Annotated in this window: 15 protein-coding genes; 10 read left to right on the top strand and 5 right to left on the bottom strand. The window is 57.9% G+C overall.

Annotation, left to right across the window (positions count from 1 at the left end):
* Positions 1 to 245: 245 nt before the first annotated feature.
* Together GSQ93_RS10090 and GSQ93_RS10085 are read left to right on the top strand one after the other, a co-directional pair.
* Entirely contained in the window at positions 246 to 1,511 is a 1,266-nt protein-coding gene (locus GSQ93_RS10090) for a YeaH/YhbH family protein (protein WP_158935514.1), read from the top strand.
* A complete protein-coding gene (locus tag GSQ93_RS10085; RefSeq protein ID WP_158935513.1) occupies positions 1,508 to 3,160 on the top strand; it encodes a SpoVR family protein in 1,653 nt (550 codons plus the stop codon). Before GSQ93_RS10090 ends, GSQ93_RS10085 begins: the two co-directional genes overlap by 4 nt.
* 113 nt (positions 3,161 to 3,273) lie before the next feature.
* Here GSQ93_RS10085 and GSQ93_RS10080 read toward each other — a convergent pair whose 3' ends face one another.
* Positions 3,274 to 4,341: an AI-2E family transporter gene (locus GSQ93_RS10080; protein ID WP_158935559.1), complete on the bottom strand. Its 1,068-nt coding sequence runs from the start codon at positions 4,339 to 4,341 to the stop codon at positions 3,274 to 3,276.
* A gap of 245 nt (positions 4,342 to 4,586) precedes the next feature.
* Between GSQ93_RS10080 and GSQ93_RS10075 the strand changes: the two genes are divergently transcribed.
* The 3 genes from GSQ93_RS10075 to GSQ93_RS10065 all read left to right on the top strand — a co-directional run bounded on the left by GSQ93_RS10075 (position 4,587) and on the right by GSQ93_RS10065 (position 6,851).
* A complete protein-coding gene (locus tag GSQ93_RS10075) occupies positions 4,587 to 5,171 on the top strand; it encodes a TetR/AcrR family transcriptional regulator (protein ID WP_158935512.1) in 585 nt (194 codons plus the stop codon).
* Between the two features lie 94 nt (positions 5,172 to 5,265).
* Positions 5,266 to 6,195: an SDR family oxidoreductase gene (locus tag GSQ93_RS10070; RefSeq protein WP_158935511.1), complete on the top strand. Its 930-nt coding sequence runs from the start codon at positions 5,266 to 5,268 to the stop codon at positions 6,193 to 6,195.
* Complete coding sequence (locus GSQ93_RS10065; RefSeq protein ID WP_158935510.1) at positions 6,192 to 6,851, top strand: NAD-dependent epimerase/dehydratase family protein; 660 nt, start codon at positions 6,192 to 6,194, stop codon at positions 6,849 to 6,851. The genes GSQ93_RS10070 and GSQ93_RS10065 overlap by 4 nt, the downstream gene beginning before the upstream one ends.
* A 56-nt stretch (positions 6,852 to 6,907) precedes the next feature.
* Here GSQ93_RS10065 and GSQ93_RS10060 read toward each other — a convergent pair whose 3' ends face one another.
* Positions 6,908 to 7,912, bottom strand: coding sequence for an aldo/keto reductase (locus GSQ93_RS10060; protein WP_158935509.1), 1,005 nt, complete (start codon positions 7,910 to 7,912; stop codon positions 6,908 to 6,910).
* A 93-nt stretch (positions 7,913 to 8,005) separates the two neighbouring features.
* Complete coding sequence (locus GSQ93_RS10055) at positions 8,006 to 9,394, bottom strand: DHA2 family efflux MFS transporter permease subunit (protein WP_158935508.1); 1,389 nt, start codon at positions 9,392 to 9,394, stop codon at positions 8,006 to 8,008.
* Positions 9,395 to 9,518: 124 nt separating this feature from the next.
* Between GSQ93_RS10055 and GSQ93_RS10050 the strand changes: the two genes are divergently transcribed.
* Positions 9,519 to 10,379, top strand: coding sequence for a LysR family transcriptional regulator (locus GSQ93_RS10050; protein ID WP_158935507.1), 861 nt, complete (start codon positions 9,519 to 9,521; stop codon positions 10,377 to 10,379).
* Positions 10,380 to 10,650: 271 nt separating this feature from the next.
* Positions 10,651 to 12,294: a tannase/feruloyl esterase family alpha/beta hydrolase gene (locus tag GSQ93_RS10045; RefSeq protein WP_158935506.1), complete on the top strand. Its 1,644-nt coding sequence runs from the start codon at positions 10,651 to 10,653 to the stop codon at positions 12,292 to 12,294.
* Positions 12,295 to 12,319: 25 nt separating this feature from the next.
* Here GSQ93_RS10045 and GSQ93_RS10040 read toward each other — a convergent pair whose 3' ends face one another.
* On the bottom strand, positions 12,320 to 12,718 hold the full coding sequence (locus GSQ93_RS10040; protein ID WP_158935505.1) for a DUF3331 domain-containing protein: 399 nt from the start codon (positions 12,716 to 12,718) through the stop codon (positions 12,320 to 12,322).
* Positions 12,719 to 13,085: 367 nt separating this feature from the next.
* Between GSQ93_RS10040 and GSQ93_RS10035 the strand changes: the two genes are divergently transcribed.
* A complete protein-coding gene (locus GSQ93_RS10035) occupies positions 13,086 to 13,742 on the top strand; it encodes a TetR/AcrR family transcriptional regulator (RefSeq protein WP_158935504.1) in 657 nt (218 codons plus the stop codon).
* Between the two features lie 49 nt (positions 13,743 to 13,791).
* On the opposite strand, the gene GSQ93_RS10030 is transcribed toward GSQ93_RS10035, so the two are convergent.
* The gene (locus tag GSQ93_RS10030; protein ID WP_158935503.1) at positions 13,792 to 14,715 is read right to left on the bottom strand and encodes a LysR family transcriptional regulator; all 924 of its coding nucleotides are present in this window, start codon (positions 14,713 to 14,715) and stop codon (positions 13,792 to 13,794) included.
* 194 nt (positions 14,716 to 14,909) lie between these two features.
* On the opposite strand from GSQ93_RS10030, the gene GSQ93_RS10025 reads away from it, so the two are divergent.
* Complete coding sequence (locus GSQ93_RS10025) at positions 14,910 to 15,311, top strand: cupin domain-containing protein (protein ID WP_254073828.1); 402 nt, start codon at positions 14,910 to 14,912, stop codon at positions 15,309 to 15,311.
* A 141-nt stretch (positions 15,312 to 15,452) separates the two neighbouring features.
* Positions 15,453 to 16,583 (top strand): class C beta-lactamase, encoded by a 1,131-nt coding sequence (gene ampC / locus GSQ93_RS10020; protein ID WP_301952057.1) that lies wholly within the window; start codon positions 15,453 to 15,455, stop codon positions 16,581 to 16,583.
* The last annotated feature ends 462 nt before the right edge of the window (positions 16,584 to 17,045 follow it).

Genomic DNA, 17,045 nt, shown 5'->3' with positions numbered 1-17,045 from the left:
GTCATCTAGATGAAGATGTTTTCGTCGTGTTTTTATCGGGAGAGAAATGAGTGCTCAGCGAAACCAGGCAAAACGTGATTGAATCAGTATTGTGTCGCTAGTTTTATAGTCATACGTTCGCGTGACGCCGGCCGCAAACCGGCGAACCGCGAGCACCTTGGCGAGTGCTTTACGGCCGGCGCCGCAGCGCGCGGTTCAAGGCCATGGGCGCTTCGCTTCCTCGCCAATTACGCGGGAGACTGGATGTGCTGCATCAAATCATCGACCGCAGGTTAGCCGGCAAGAACAAGAGCATTGCCAATCGCGAACGCTTTTTGCGTCGTGTCAAAAACTATATTCGCCGCGCGGTGTCGGACGCCGTTCGGGATCGAAGCATCAAAGACATCCAGAGCACGCAAAGCATCACGATTCCGAAGAAGGACATCGCCGAACCGTCGTTCCGGCATGGCCCTGGCGGAAAGCGCGAGCTCGTGCATCCGGGTAACGCCGAATACATTCGTGGCGACAAGATTGCGCGCCCGAATGGCGGTGGGGGCGGGGGTGGCAAGACCGCGAGTAACGAGGGCGAAGGGCAGGACGACTTCGTATTCGAGTTGTCGCGAGAAGAGTTCATGCAGTATTTCTTCGACGACCTCGAGCTTCCGCGTCTGGTCAAAACTCAATTAGCCGCCGTGCCCACGTGGAAAAACGTGCGGGCAGGGTTTTCGGCTGAAGGAACGCCGAACAATATCGATGTCGTCCGCTCGCTGCGCAGTGCGCTGGGGCGGCGGATCGCGTTAGGGTCGCCGTTATCCCGTCAGCTGCACGAGTTGGAGCGCCAGTTGGAAGTGCTCCTGGACGAGAAAGGCGACCCTGAGGAAATCGCGCGGCTGGAAGCCGATATCGTGATCATGAAAGGGCGCATCACGCGAATTCCTTTCATCGACCCATTCGACTTGCGGTACGTCAACCGGACCAAGCAGCCCACGCCATCAAGCAAGGCAGTGATGTTTTGTCTGATGGACGTGTCCGGTTCCATGGACGAGCAGCGCAAAGATCTGTCGAAGCGTTTCTTCATCCTTTTGTACCTGTTCCTGAACAGGAATTACGAAAAGATCGAAGTCGTCTTCATCCGGCATCACACGCGCGCCGAAGAAGTGGACGAAGAAACCTTCTTCCACTCGACCGAGAGCGGCGGTACGGTCGTGTCCAGCGCGCTCGAATTGATGAAGAAGATCATGGACGAGCGGTATTCACCCAGCGAGTGGAATATCTACGGCGCGCAAGCGTCCGACGGCGACAACTGGACTGACGATTCGCCCAAGTGCCGGAAGCTGCTTGCCGAGGACATTTTGCAGAAGGTGCGCTATTTTGCGTATATTCAAGTAGCGCCTGAAGAGCAGAATCTCTGGGTGGAATATGCTCATCTGGCGCAAAGCGCGCCTGAACTCGCGATGAAGAAAGTCGAATCAGCTGCAGATATTTATCCTGTCTTTCGCGAATTGTTTGAGAAACAACAGGCGGCTGCATGACAACTCGGCATTTGGATAATGAAGCACGTGGGTATCACCTCAAACCTGGCGAAGAACTGAAAGCACAAGACAGCGCGCTACAAAAGGCCAGGAAGCCTCGCAAAAACGCGGCGTCGGAAGGAGACACCATGAACGTGGCGGAAAAAAGGCCGTTGCCGTGTCCATCGGATTGGACCTTCGAGTTGATCGAGGAATACGACACCGAGATTGCCCGTGTCGCACAGCGTTATGGGCTCGACGTCTACCCGATCCAGCTCGAACTCATCAGCGCCGAGCAGATGATGGACGCCTACGCGTCGGTCGGCATGCCGGTGAACTATCGGCACTGGTCGTTCGGCAAGCACTTCCTGTCCACCGAGAAGAGTTATCGGCGCGGGCAAATGGGCTTGGCGTACGAGATCGTCATTAACTCGAATCCGTGCATTGCGTACCTGATGGAAGAGAACACGATGACGATGCAGGCGCTCGTCATCGCGCACGCGGCGTACGGACACAACTCGTTTTTCAAGGGCAACTATCTGTTCAGGCTGTGGACAGACGCGCACGCCATTGTCGATTACCTCGTTTATGCGAAGAATTACATCGCGGAATGCGAGGAACGGCATGGCATTGACCGGGTGGAGGAACTGCTCGACTCGTGTCACGCGTTGATGAACTATGGCGTGGACCGGTATAAGCGGCCTCAGAAGTTGTCGCTGGCCAAGGAAGTGGCCGCGCGGCGCGAACGCGAAGCGTATTTGCAGTCGCAAGTTAATGAACTCTGGCGCACGCTGCCGAATAAAAAAGCGACCACGGCGGAGGAGATTGAAAGCCGTTATCCGCCGGAACCCCAGGAAAACCTGCTGTATTTTGCAGAGAAAAATGCGCCGCTGCTTGAGCCGTGGGAGCGCGAAGTCATTCGCATTGTCCGCAAGGTCGGTCAGTATTTTTATCCGCAGCGGCAGACGCAGGTCATGAACGAAGGGTGGGCCACGTTCTGGCACTACACGCTGCTCAATACGCTTTATTCGGAAGGCCGTCTGGAAGACGGTTTCATGATGGAGTTCCTGCACTCGCACAGTAACGTGGTGTATCAACCGCCTGTGACGAAGCAGTATTACAGCGGCATCAACCCGTATGCGTTGGGTTTTTCCATGATGAGCGATATTCGCCGCATCTGTGAACACCCGACGGATGAGGATCGCGAATGGTTTCCGGAGCTTGCCGGCAGCGACTGGCTTGAAGCGCTGCATTACGCCATGCGCAATTTCAAGGACGAGAGCTTTATTGCGCAGTATTTATCGCCGCATCTGATTCGAGAAATGCGCCTGTTCTCCATTCTCGACGACGATATGCGCGACTCGCTGGAAGTGTCTGCTATTCACGACGAAAGCGGATACCGGTATGTTCGCCAGGCGTTGTCGCGGCAGTACGACATGCATCATCGTGAGCCGAACATCCAGGTTTATTCGGTGAATACTCGTGGCGATCGCAGCCTGACGCTGCGCCATTTCATGACCGATAACCGTCATTTAACCAATGACAGCGAAGAGGTGCTCAAACACATGGCGCGGCTGTGGCAATTCGACGTCTATCTAGAGAGCGTCGACGAAAACGGAACAGTGAGAAAGCGCTTCGATTGCAAATACACCGGAGCGGAGAAACGCTGAGTTATTTGTTTTCGTGCGTCGCCATCGTTCATTCAGGCATAAAAAACCGGCTCGCTGAGTTAATCAGCGAGCCGGTTTTTATTGAGCCGGGCCTAAACCTTGGACCAGAGACCCTAGACCTTATCGATCTTCCGGGCTTCCTCGTCTTGCGTGAACAGATCCCAGCTCGCCATGAACAGCGCGGCGATCAGCGGTCCAATCACGAAGCCGTTGATCCCGAACAATCCCATTCCGCCCAGCGTCGAAATCAGCACTACCCAGTCCGGCATTTTTGTATCTTTGCCGACCAGGATGGGACGCAGCACGTTATCCACTAAGCCGATCACCACCACGCAGAACAAGATCAGGATCACGCCACGCCAGATATCGCCAGTGAGCAGGAAATAGGCAGCTGCCGGCGCCCAGACCAGCGCGGCGCCAATGGCCGGCAGCAGCGATAGGAACGCCATCAGGACGCCCCACAGCAGCGAGCCCTGGATACCGAGGAACATAAAGATCATGCCGCCGAGGAATCCCTGGACGGCCGCAACGGCGATATTGCCCTTCACGGTTGCCCGGACGACGGTCGTGAACTTGGCGATCAGGTGTTGCTTGGGTTCATCGTCCAAGGGCAGGGCGCGGCGGATGCGCCGGCCGATCTCGCCGCCGTCGCGTAGCAGGAAAAACACGAGATACAGCATCACGCCGAAACTGATCACGAATTGGAACGTGTTCTGGCCAATGCTCAGCGCTTGCGAGGCGACGAACTGGCTGATCGCGGCGGCGCCACTGGTCAGCCGTTGCTGGATGCTCGGGATATCGGTGAGTCCAAAGCGGCCGAGCAGCGTCTGTACCGAATTTGGCAGCGCGTGAATGGCTTGCTGGAAGTAGGTCGTGAAATTGGGCTGGCCAGCCTTGACCTGAGCGTACGCGAGGCCGATTTCCTGGACCAGCGTTGCCGCGACGAAGCTGAGCGGCAGGATCACGATCACGATCGTCAAACCCAGCGTGGCGAACGCCGCCAGATTGCGCCGCTTGCCGAATTTAGCGGCGAGATAACGCTGCAACGGCTGGAACAGGATCGCGAGAATCGTGCCCCAGAAGATCGCGCCAAAGAACGGCAGCAAAATCCAGCAGAGCGCAACCGTGACAACAAACAGCAGGAGGTGGAAGAAATTCTGGTGAACCGAGCGGCTATTCATGAGATCCCTGAAATGAGGCGGAGGCCAGGGAACCAGCGTGAGCTTCAACGTCTGGTCACCCTTGGCAATGCAATTGCCGGATGCTAGCACGGGCAAGATTTGGTCCATCCCGCCCGCTTGGTAATGTTTATTTGACATCTGAGGCTCGGTTTTTCGCCATCGTCTTGCCGGTATCTCAAAATTCGGTATAATTGAGTGCTCACTCATTAATCATATCGATCCACCCATCGATTCGATCACGCACCATGGCTCGACCCAAAAGCGACGACAAACACAATGCACTGCTGCTCGCCGCAGAACAGGTTTTTGCCAAACGCGGGCTCGCGGCTGCGCCGACATCGGCTATATCGAAGCAGGCGGGTGTCGCGGAAGGGACGCTGTTCACTTACTTCCGGACGAAGGACGATCTGGTGAACGCGTTATACCGGTCCATCAAGCTCGATCTGGCCGATGCCCTGATGACCCGGTTCCCCCGGACGGGGCCCTTGCGCGACCGGCTTGAGTACCTGTGGAACGCCTTCGTCGATTGGGGTGTCGCGAATCCGCAGCGGCTGAATGTGCTCGACCAGTTGTCGGTGGCGGACATAGTCAGCGAAGAATCAAAGGCGGTCGGCTACGAACCATTTGCCGAGATCGAAGCGCTTGCGCAGCACAACATCGACACCCAGGTCCTGCACGCTTACCCGGTTGCGTTTATTGCGGCAAGCATGAAGTCGATGGCCGAAACGACGATGGCCTTCATGACCGCGTGCCCGAACGAAGCGGGTCAGTATCGGGAGATTGGATTCAAGGTGTTCTGGAATGGCATCGCCCGCATCGCAGATAGTTGAATGACCGGTTGATCAAGCGGGCACGTTTTGTTGCCGGTTTTCTCAACGTTTTAATGACTGATTACTCACGCAAAAACATCTGGAGGATGAGCACATGAGTACATGGACCACGGCCGACATTCCCCCGCAATCGGGCAAACGCGCGCTGGTGACCGGCGCGACGGGCGGATTGGGTTATGAAACATCGCTCGAACTGGCCCGGGCAGGCGCAGAAGTGATTCTCACCGGACGCAGCGACGCGAAAGGGCGTACAGCTCTCGAACGTATTCGCCGCGAAGTGCCGAATGCCCGGATCCGTTTCGAATCTATCGACCTCGCGAGTCTCGCGTCGATCTCGAGCGCGACGCAGCGGCTGCTTGCAGAAGGCGAGGCGATCGATCTGCTTGTGAACAATGCCGGCGTGATGATGTTGCCCAAGCGTGAAAGAACCGTCGATGGCTTCGAGCGTCAGTTCGGCACCAACTATCTCGGTCACTTCGCGCTGACCGCGCAGTTGCTGCCGTTGCTGGAAAAAAGCGCGGCGCCGCGCGTGGTGAACTTGAGCAGCATTGCACATCGGCGAGGCAAGATCGCCTTCGATAACCTGCAAGGCGAGCGTGCTTATAAAGCATGGCCGGTGTACGAACAGTCGAAGCTCGCAATGCTGATGTTCGCGCTGGAACTGCAACGCCGCAGCGACGCAAACGGCTGGCGTCTCATGAGCAACGCCGCGCATCCGGGTTTTGCGCGAACCGATCTCATCGCGAACGGGCCGGGTAGCTCGGGCGTGTTGTCGTTGATCAGCCGCGCGATGATGCCGTTCCTGAGCCATAGCGCCGCTGAAGGGGCATTGCCTACTCTGTTGGCGGCGACCTCGCCGGATGCACGGCCCGCGGCTTATTACGGCCCGAACGGATTCCAGGAGATGAAGGGCGCGCCCATCGAGGCCCGCATTTATCCCCAGGCGAAGGACGCTGCGGTTGCCGCTAAACTGTGGGATGTATCGGTGAAACTGACGGGCGCGTCGTGGCCTGAAAAATCATGAAAGTGCTTATTTTTGGTGCGACGGGAATGGTCGGGCAGGGTGTGTTGCGCGAATGCCTGCTTGATAAGGATATCGAACGAGTGGTCGCGGTGGGACGCAATGCGACGGGGCAGAAGTACCCCAAGCTTACCGAGATCGTGCATAAGGATCTCTTCGACCTTACGTCGATCGAGGCAGAACTCACGGGTTTCGATGCGTGCTTTTTCTGCCTGGGCGTGTCGTCGTTCAGGATGAGCGAGGCCGACTATACGCACCTCACTTACGATCTGACGTTCGCGGTCGGCCGGACCTTGTCGCGTCTTAATCCGGACATGACTTTCTCGTACGTGACGGGAGCGGGAACCGATACCACCGAGCGCGGAAGCAGCATGTGGGCGCGCATAAAAGGCCGCACGGAAAACGCGCTGCTGCGCATGCCGTTCAAAGCCGCCTATATGTATCGTCCCGGCATGATCCAGCCGATGGACGGCATTCGCTCGAAGACTGCCGTGTATCAGATGGCAATCTCTGTGCTGCGCCCCTTGTTCCCCGTGATGCGGCGCGCGTTCCCGAACGCTATTACAACGACCAGCCAGTTGGGGCGGGCGATGATCGCCGTGGCCAAGGAAGGCGCCGCGTCGCGCGTGCTGGAGACGCGGGACATTACCCGGTACTAGGATGGACAATCGGTCGAGCCCAGGCATTCACGCCGAAGGCCCAAACGACAAATCAATTACCGCGCAGCATCGCCCCAGCGGTATTCCACCGTGGCGTCGTCCAACTGCGCCTTGAGTTCGTCATTCAGCACGAGATCGATCGCAGCCAGTGTATCCGTGAGCTGGTCGGGCCGGCTCGCGCCAATAATGGCCGACGTAATCACCGGATTCGCCAGCACCCACGCGACCGATGTCTTCGTCAACGACTCACCGGTTGCGCTCACGATCTTCTTCAATTTTTCGATGGTTTCAAACTCGCGCTCATGCCAGTAGCGCTGGTGATACATCGCTCCCGCTCGGCCGACGGCCGCGGTAAACCGGCCCTCCGACGGCGCTGCATCGTGTTTATGTTTTCCCGTCAGCAAGCCCCCCGCGAGCGGGTTATACGGGATCACGGCCAGATGTTCGTCTGTCGAGAGTGGTAGCAATTCACGCTCGATCTGCCTGAACAGCAAGTTGTAACGCGGCTGGACGGACACGAAGCGCGCCACGCGCAAGAAATCGGAGCGGCCCAGCGCAGTGGCAAGCCGGTAGGCCAGGAAATTCGATACCCCCACGTAGCGTGCCTTGCCGTGACGCACGATGGTATCGAGTGCTTCCAGGGTTTCGTCGAGCGGCGTGTTGAGATCGTCGGAATGCAGTTGGTACAGGTCGACGTAATCGGTATTCAGACGTTTGAGCGATGCATCGATAGCGTCCAGCAAATGCTTGCGCGATGCCCCCTGATCCCACGCCGAAGGCCCCATCTTGCCGACCGCCTTGGTCGCCAGAATGAACTGGCTGCGGCGCGTGGGCGTGTCCTTCAACCAGCGGCCGACGATCTCCTCGGTGCGCCCGGCCACGTCTTCCGTGCTGCCGAGCGGATAGACGTCGGCGGTATCGATGAAATTGACTCCTGCCTCAGCCGCACGATCCATGATGCTGCGCGACACATCCTCTTCAGTCTGCAAACCGAAGGTCATCGTGCCAAGGCACAAACGCGAGACGTTCAAACCGGTACGGCCAAATTTACGATACTGCATGGCGAACTCCTTGGGCGGGTTGCGTGTTGAATATCCAGCCAGCTTAAACGTTCAGGCCGGAGCCTGCATTTGCGCGGCTGCGTACTATGAGGTCTATGAGGTTGCTGCGGCCTGCGGCGCCGGGCGCGGCGGCACGGCATCGAGGAAACGAAAAACAATGGCCGACGCCAGCGTCACCAGGCCCACGCAGACAAACGCGATCCGGAACGCAAGCGCTGCCGAGCCGAGGCTCTCCGAGAACACCGACACCAAACCACCGCCAATCGAGACGCCGAGGCCAATGGCCAGCATCTGCACCATCGAAAAGAGGCTGTTGCCGCTGCCCGCGTCCTTGATCGACAAGCCCTTGAGCGTGACGCTGTTCATCGCGGCGAACTGCATGGAATTGCACGCGCCGAATACGGCGAGGATCGCAATCTCGAGCGCGAGCGGCGTGCTCAACGAGAACGAAGCGAAGCCGACTATCGAGGCCCCGACAAGAATGGTGTTCCACAGCAGGAAGTTATCGTAGCCATAACGCTTCACGAGCGGCGAGATCCAGCCCTTTGCAACGGTGCCGGCGAACGCGGCGGGCAACATCATCAAGCCTGAGTGCAGCGGCGTATAACCGAGCTGCAATTGCATCAGCAGCGGCAGGAGAAACGGCACGGCGCTTGATCCGATCCGGCACAGCAGGTTGCCGATCAAGCCCACGCTGAAGTTCGGCTCGCTGAACAAGGACAGCTTAAAAAGCGGGTTGGCCCGGCGTTTTGCATACGGAATGTAAGCAAGCGCGGCGACCGCGGAGAGCACGAACAGTCCGCCCGACACCAGCAGTTTGTGCGTGTGCGCGGGACTGTCGAGCGCCATTGAAAACGCGACCATGCAGAGCGACAGCAACGCGCAGCCGATAAAGTCAAAAGGACCGGCCTCTGTAATGGCATCGTTGGGAAGAAAACGATGCACCGCGAACAAACCCACTGCGCCAATCGGCACGTTAATCAGGAAAATCCAGTGCCACGTAAACGATTCGACGAACCAGCCGCCGAGCGTCGGTCCGAGAATCGGGCCGACCTGGCCCGCAATTGAAATGACCGCCAGCGCGGAGACATACGCTTCGCCTGTCACGCTGCGCAGCACGGCCAGCCGGCCGATAGGCAGCAGCATGGAGCCGCCGATCCCCTGGATCACGCGAGCCACGATCAGTTGATTCAACGATTGCGCGTTTGCGCAGCACATCGAGCCGATGACGAACAACAGGATGGCGACGAAGTAGACGCGCCGGGTGCCGAAGCGGTCGGCGAGCCAGCCGGAGGCAGGCGTGAGGAGCGCCATGGTCAGCGTGTAGGCAACCACGATAGGCTGCATCGCGAGCGGTTGCGCGTGCAGGCTGCGCGCAATGGAGGGCAGGGCCGTATTGACGATGGTCGTGTCGAGGGCTTGCATGAAAAAGCCAACGGCCACGATCCACAAAAGCGCCGTGTGTGAGTTTTTTGAAGTCATCGATTGCAGCAGGAACAATGTCGCGCAGGTTTAACGCGATATGACGATTTTAAGACTCCCATTGGCAATCGGGAACCCCTCTAGCCGCATTGACTATCATCGATAAATCCGATCACAATGCGTCATGCTCAATCCAGTCTGGCTGAACACGTTCGCGACGGTGGCCGCGTCGCACAGTTTCACCGACGCCGGCCGCCAGCTCCGGCTCACGCAATCCAGCGTGAGCGAGCATATCCGGCGGCTGGAGGAACACGTCGGCCGCCGGCTGCTCGTGCGTGATACCCATTCGCTCGCGCTCACCGCCGACGGTGAAGCCATGCTGGTCCACGCACGCATGATCCTGGAAGCGATGACCCACGCCGAGTCGCAGTTCCGCTCGCCGCGCCTCAGAGGCCGCGTGCGCCTGGGTTCCTCCGACGACGTCGCGCTCGGCCCCTTGCCCAGCGTGCTCGCGGCGTTTCGCAGGACCCATCCGGATGTTGAGCTTGAGATTACCATCGGCATGACGGGGCGGCTTTACGAGCATCTGGACGCGGGGTCGATCGATTTGCTGATCGGCAAACGGCGCATCGGCGACCCGCGCGGCATTCCGCTGTTTTCCGGACAGCTCGAATGGCTCGGGCTGACGGGCACTGAGGTCGACCTGGAGCAACCTCTGCCATTGATTCTTGTCGCCGAACCGAGCGTGACGCGTGCCGTGGTGCTCGACTCGCTGGCCGCAGTCGGCGCGCGCTGGCAGGTGGTCTGCACGAGCAGTTCGTATGCAGGGTGCATCGCCGCTGCGCGCGGTGGGCTTGGGCTGACCGTGCGCTCCCATTTTCTCGCGGGAAGAGGACTTTCCCCGCCAGTGAATCGCGCTGCGCTGCCTGAATTGCCGAAGGTCGAGTTCATCGCGTTGGGGGCGAAGCATTTGAGCCGCCCGGCAGAGACGCTGCTGGAGATTTTGCAAAACAGCGATCTCCGAGGCGAATGGGCGGGCGAATAAGCTGGGGTCCAGGCATGACCCGTGCACGATGGGCTGACGCGGATGCGGCGGTATTTATCGGATCAATCGCATCGCAGCACAAAGATGCGGACCGTGCGTGCCGGTTGTGCAAACGCAACGAATTCAGACAATCGGATTTCTGCCAATAAGACACTTCTTATATATTGTGCGGCGAAATTGCGCGGCAAAGAACACGCAGTCAGTTTTCCGGTTCAACCCTGGCACAGCAGCTGATTGCCGTCAGGCACCGCAGCAATTCACCCATTAGGCGATGCCCCAAGCTACAACTCCTCTCTTGCGTGCCCTGTTGCTGTTCAGCGCCTTATTCGCATGCAGCACGCACGCGAACGCCGCGTCGTACGTCGTCAAGCATTGCGCCGAACTGGAAGGCCAGTCGGTGCCGGCATCGGTCATCGGCTTGCCTACTCGCGGCGCGACCATCCTGGACGCGTCGGTCGTAGCCGCCGCCGCGCCGAAAAACCGCAATGGCGAGTACTGCCGGCTTGTCGGCGTCATCAAGGCGCAACTGGACACCACGCCCGACATCCGCTTCGAGGTCAATTTGCCGGCGCGCTGGAACGGCCGTGCATTGCAGATGGGCGGCGGCGGCTACAACGGCGTGATCGTCAGCGGCACCGAGCCTACGGCTTTCGCGCCCTACGCCTCGCCGCTGTCGAATGGCTATGCAACCTTCGGCTCCGATTCCGGCCACGTAGGCAATTCCGGCCGCGCCGATTTCGCGATGAACGACGAAGCGGTGATCAACTTCGGCTACGGACATCTCAAGAAAACCCATGACGTGGCGCTTGCACTGATCATCATGGGCTACGGGCGCAAACCCGAGCAAACCTACTTTGCCGGCGGCTCGACGGGCGGGCGCGAAGCGTTCACCGTGATCGAACGATATCCCGACGACTACGACGGCGTGATCGCCAACGCACCGGCCATCAACTTCTCGGGCGTGCGGCTGATGGGCGTGAAAGTAGGGCAGGCGGCTTATGGGACGCCAGGGGGTGTCGTCGGGCCGGTCCAGCAAAAACGCGTGGTCGAGACCGTGCTTCACGAATGCGACGGGCTGGATGGCGTAATCGACGGCATTGTCTCGAATGTAGAAGCGTGCCGTGAGCACGAACCGCAGATCATCGCGCAACTGCAGTGTGTGAGCGGGCAACGGGCTTCGTTGCGGGACAGTTGTTTGTCGCAGGCGCAACTGGCGACGCTCGAGGTCCTGCGCGACGGCTTTACGTTGCCATATGAACTTGCTTATGGCGTCACGAAGTACTACGGCTACAACGTGTTTCAAGGCGTGGATTTCTCCAGCGGACTGGGGCTCGGAAGTTCACCGGTGCTCACGCAGCCTTTGCGATTCGATGTCGATGGTTATCTGTTCACGCAGGGCGACAGTTACATGAAGTACTTCGTCACGCACGACCTGCGCTTCAACACACTCGGTTTCGATGTCGATCATCCGGGAGTTTATAAGTCGCGCCTGATCGATTTGTCGGAGACGGTTGGGGCGATGAATCCCGACATATCGGAATTTATCGCCCATGGCGGCAAGCTGATCACCATGCACGGTCTCGCCGATGAAGTCATCAGCCCGAATCAGACCATCGCGTTTTATCACTCGCTGGTTGAGAAGTACGGGCAGAGTATTGTCGATTCGTTCATGCGGCTTTACATGGTGCCGGGATTCCAGCACGGCAACGGCGTCTTCATTCCGGCGTGGGATGAACTGGGCGCGCTCGACCGGTGGGTCACGGCGAACATCGCGCCGGAGACGCTGGTCGGGACGGACATAGCGAGCGCGACAAACGGCCGGACCCGGCCGCTGTGCCGGTATCCCGGTTACCCCAAGTATCTGGGCCACGGCAACGTCAACAATGCCTCAAGTTTTCGATGCGAGAACCCTTGAGCGGCGCTTGCGTGCAGTGCGCAGACTACGAGTGGCTTGGTGTGGCGTACGGCACCAGCTCTGACGCGATGATCATCGCCCCTGCATTGCCGGGGGGCGGCTCGCAGGTCACCGGCCGATAGATGAAGTCCCCGCGCTTGATGGACTTGCCGCTCAGGACGCACTCGCCGCCTTGTTTGGCCAATGCTACCCGCCACGTCTGATGCCCGTAATAGCCCGATAGCGGGTCGCACCATGAGACCGTGGCAGTGCGTGGTGTGGGGAGTTCGATCACGCTGACCATCAAGGCTGCGTGATCGGTCCAGATGGTTTTTGCGGGACGCCGCCGGGCCATTCGTGTTGCTTCGTCGGCGACTTGTTGAGCGCGTGCGTTATCGAGTAACGCAACGGTTCGGGACCATGCACTAGTGGGTTTCTCGAGCATCTCACCTTTCCTTTACAAGAAATTCCGGGCAGCCGGTTTCCCGGTGTCACGACGAGGCGATCACGTCATGCGGATTGCGCTTGGGCGCCAAGGCCATCGATTCATTTGGCCGTCCGCAGCAGGGTCGTTTTACCCAAACCATGCAAAGCCGACTGAGGCGGGCGGTAAAGCATGGCGTGACCTGGTTTGCGTGACTCAGTCGCAGAAGCGTCGCTGCGAAAAATATTCAACGAGTGATGAATTAGTGAGATAGTAGGGCATTCCCGTAGTCGATGTCAAACGCCGTGCGCACCGATGTGAGGGCGAGGCGCTTTTGCGTCGGTTAAACTTCCGGCTCGCTTTACCGCATTGGAATTCGGATCGAACCATGACAGTTTCAACCACACGCCCGGCGCAAGCCGCCAAGGAGAAACGCTCGCGCGGACGGCCCGCCTGCAGCGCGATTGCCGGCTCCGACACGTTGCTTAAAAGCGCGCGGCAAGCGTTCGCCAAGCGCGGTTTCGAGTCGACCAGCGTGCGGGAAATCGCACGGGACTCGGGCGTGGATCCCGCGCTCATCTCACATCACTTTGGTTCGAAAGAGGCGTTGTGGATCGCGGTCGTCAACCAGATTGCACAGCACGCCGCACCCATGATCGATGCGACAGGGAAACTGCGTACTGCCGACCTGACGAAACGTCAGCGGGTAGAGCAGGCGCTGAGCCTGTTCATTGATAAGGTGTTCAGCGAGCCGGATGTCGGGATGTTTTTCTCGACAACGGCAACGGAGCAGGGCGAGCGGCTGGATGTGCTGATGGACCGCCTTCTGCGCCCTTATCACGACGTGTTTGTCCCATTGCTCGCCGACGCAATCGATTCAGGTGAACTTGCCCCCAACGACCCGGATCTATTGTTCGCGATGCTAACTAATGGAGTGGGGAAGACCGTTTCTTATAGTCATCTCCTGTCGATTTTCTCTCCGCTTCCGAACGATCCCGTAAAGTTCAAGCAGGCCGTGCTTGCGACCGCGCTCAGTATGCTTTAGGCGGTACGGATAAGTGCGGGCCCTGAATACCTTTAAGCTGCGGGGGTTTCTACGGCTTTTCTTGCGGGGAAATTCTAGTTTGACCGGTCGGTCCGGTTGCGTCGGCTGCTTCCGCGAGGATCCACTGACGGAACAATTCGGTCGCGGGCGACATCCGCTTCGATTTCGACCACGTCAGCCAGTAGCTGCCCGTTTTGACTTCCGTATCGAAAGGGCGAAAGAGCAGTTCCGCCTGCAGTTCCCGGGCAAACATCACCGGCGGAGCCAGGGCAATCCCGGCTCCTTGTACGGCAGCTTCCACCATCAAGCGTGACGAGTCAAAAACCGGGCCATTGACCGGCCATGGATCAAGTCCGGCGGCGCTGAACCAGCCGGTCCATTCATCGGTACGATACGAACGAAGCAGGGTTTCTTTTGCAAGATCACACGGTGTGGCAAGCCTTCTCGCAATATCCGACGCGCAGAGCACAGTCAATGGCGCATCGAGCAACATGACGTTGTGCGTCGTGGGCCAGGCTCCGTCGCCGAAGCAAATTGCAAAATCCAATCCCTCTGCTGCCAGGTCGACCAGATTGTTATGGGTTAGCAACCGCAACTCCACAAAGGGATGTGTCTCCCGAAACGATTTGAGCCGTGGCAGCAACCAGCCAACTGCGAAAGTCCCGACAACGCCGATCGTCAGCACTTCGTGAAAATGTCCGCCCTCGAATTGCTTGAGTACGCCCTCGATGCGACCGAATGCATCGGTCAATACTGGAAGTAGCGCGCGGCTTTCGTCGGTCATGCCAAGTCCACGCGGCAACCGTTTGAACAGGGTGGTTCCGAGCCGTTCTTCGAGCATCCGAACCTGCTGGCTCACGGCAGCCTGCGTTACGTTGAGTTCGAGCGCCGCGCGCGTGAAGCTAAGGTGTCGTGCCGACGATTCGAATGCGCGCAGGGCGTTCAACGGAAGATGTGGACGAATGGAGGCCATGACATAAGTTTTTCTTTACCCAAGCAGAAATTATGCTCGCTTGTAGGCGACTCGCAAAGAGGCGATATTCTCCTCGCCGCTGGATGTTTTCATCCGTGAAGTTGTGGAAACCAGGCGATGGCGTATTGCTAAATCTTGGATAACTCGCAGCAAAACGCTGGGTGCCAGTTCGACTTTTACCTGAAGGAACAAGCGTGAAATCGCGTCTCTCCGTCCCCGTGTTTCTTGGCGCCTTGATTGCAATGCAATTTGCCACGGCCGCCTATGCGATACCCCTCGCAAAGGAGACGCAGGTGCTGGAAAGAGTCGAGGTAAACGGAACGAATCGCGAGATGGGCATGGGGGTGTCCGAGTTTCCACCCGACGCCGAAAAACCCCGACACTTGGCGACTGGACCCGAGGTCTGCTATGTGATGAGGGGCGAGATAATCTTGCAGGTAGATGGCCAGCCAGTGAAAGTTATCCGCGCGGGAGGAAGCTTCCAGATCCCGGCTAATGCAGTTCACGTCACCAAGGCAGGGCGCGCAGGCGCAACCGTCATCGCAACCTGGGTTTCCACACCCGGGAAACCGTTTAACGTCAGCGCGCCGCGGTAATTGGTATTGCGCGACTCAGCCTTGTCGCAAAGTCATTTGGACCTACATTCATACTCATTCAAACCATTAGCCCAAGGAGATTGCATGCGTTGCAGTTTTTTTAAGAGCCTGTTGATTTCGACTTTGGGGTGTTCTTGTTTTATCGCCTCGAGTACCTATGGCGAAAGCAACAGCACACGGAAGGATATTTCCGACGTGATGGACAGCGTAATACGTCCCTTGATGCAGGAATATGCAATCCCAGGCATGGCGGTCGCGGTCATCGTCAATGGAGAGAGCTACTTTTATAACTACGGTGTCACGTCACTGAAAACTCGGCAACCGGTTACAAATAAAACGCTTTTCGAGATTGGATCAGCCAGCAAAACATTTACGGCGACGTTAGCTTCTTATGCTCAGGTCAAGGGCAACCTTTCATTGTCCGACAGCGCCAGCAAATATTTGCCGTCCCTGCGCGGTAGCAGTTTTGACAACGTTAAGCTCTTGAATCTCGGAACGCATACTGCCGGCGGCCTGCCGTTGCAGGTGCCTGACGCCATTCGCAATGACGATCAGCTGATGAGTTATTTCAGGCAGTGGCAACCCTCTTATGCTGCTGGCACATACAGGGTCTACTCGAACCCAAGTATTGGCATGCTCGGCATGATCGCAGCGCGGAGCATGAATGAGCCTTTTGATGACGCGATTGAAAAGAAATTATTCCCGATGCTTGGAATGACGCACAGCTATATCAATGTGCCGTCGGATCAGATGAAGGACTACGCGCAAGGCTATACGAAGCAGGGCGCTCCGATCAGATTAAGCGCGGGGGCTCTGTCTTCGGAAGCCTATGGAATTAAATCGAGCACGACGGACATGATTCGGTTTATTGCAGCCAACATGCGGATGGTCAAGATTGACAGCGAGTTGCAACGCGCGATCAATGACACCCATATCGGATATTTCAAGGCGGGAGAAATGACGCAAGACCTTATATGGGAGCAATACCCGTATCCCGTGGAACTGAAAAAGCTTCTGGCGGGTAATTCGGACGCGATGGCTTATCAGGCGACTAAGGTGGTTGAAATAAACCCTCCGTTGCAGCCGCAAGCAAATGCGCTGATCAACAAGACCGGATCGACGAATGGCTTCGCAACTTACGTCGCTTTCGTTCCCGGTCAGAAAATAGGGATCGTCATGCTTGCAAACAAGAACTATCCCGTCGCTCAACGGGTGACCGCTGCGCATCAGGTATTGACGCAGCTTGGTGGGCGGCTTGGTCCGCAGGACTGATCGGTTTCGACGTAATTTGGGCGAGCATCTTTTCACCGGCGCGTGGGAAAGCTGGACGTGCTTGCTGTGCGGGTTCTGAGTCGCCCGAGATTCTGGAACCGTGTTCTGTCCAGCAGATGATCTTTCAGCGGTTATCGGGAACGAGCTTCGTTCGTTGAGGGATGATTCGGGCCGTTAAGCGGATCCGCCTGGGGTGTCCGCGTAGCCGCGCAAGGGCGCATCCGTTTCCCGAGAGGACTTCCAAAAACGGTAGCACCAATGGCCCGGCTTACCAGGGCCGAGGTGGGAAGTTATCGAACGATGGCATTGGAAGCAGATTTTCCGGATGGTCATTTTCTAATTTGACATAACATAAATTATCAACTTTTCTGTTGTAGCAGCTAAGTAGTAATGTCCGCTTCTAGCCAGATTCAAATGTCCGCTTTCGGGCGGCCTAAGCTTACCCGGCGTCGATTCCCGCGG

Origin of the sequence: Burkholderia sp. S171 (assembly GCF_009766085.1) — a bacterium.
Classification (GTDB): Bacteria; Pseudomonadota; Gammaproteobacteria; order Burkholderiales; family Burkholderiaceae; genus Caballeronia.
Note: the sequence above shows the minus strand (reverse complement) of the source record. Positions and strands in the feature narration are given on the sequence as shown.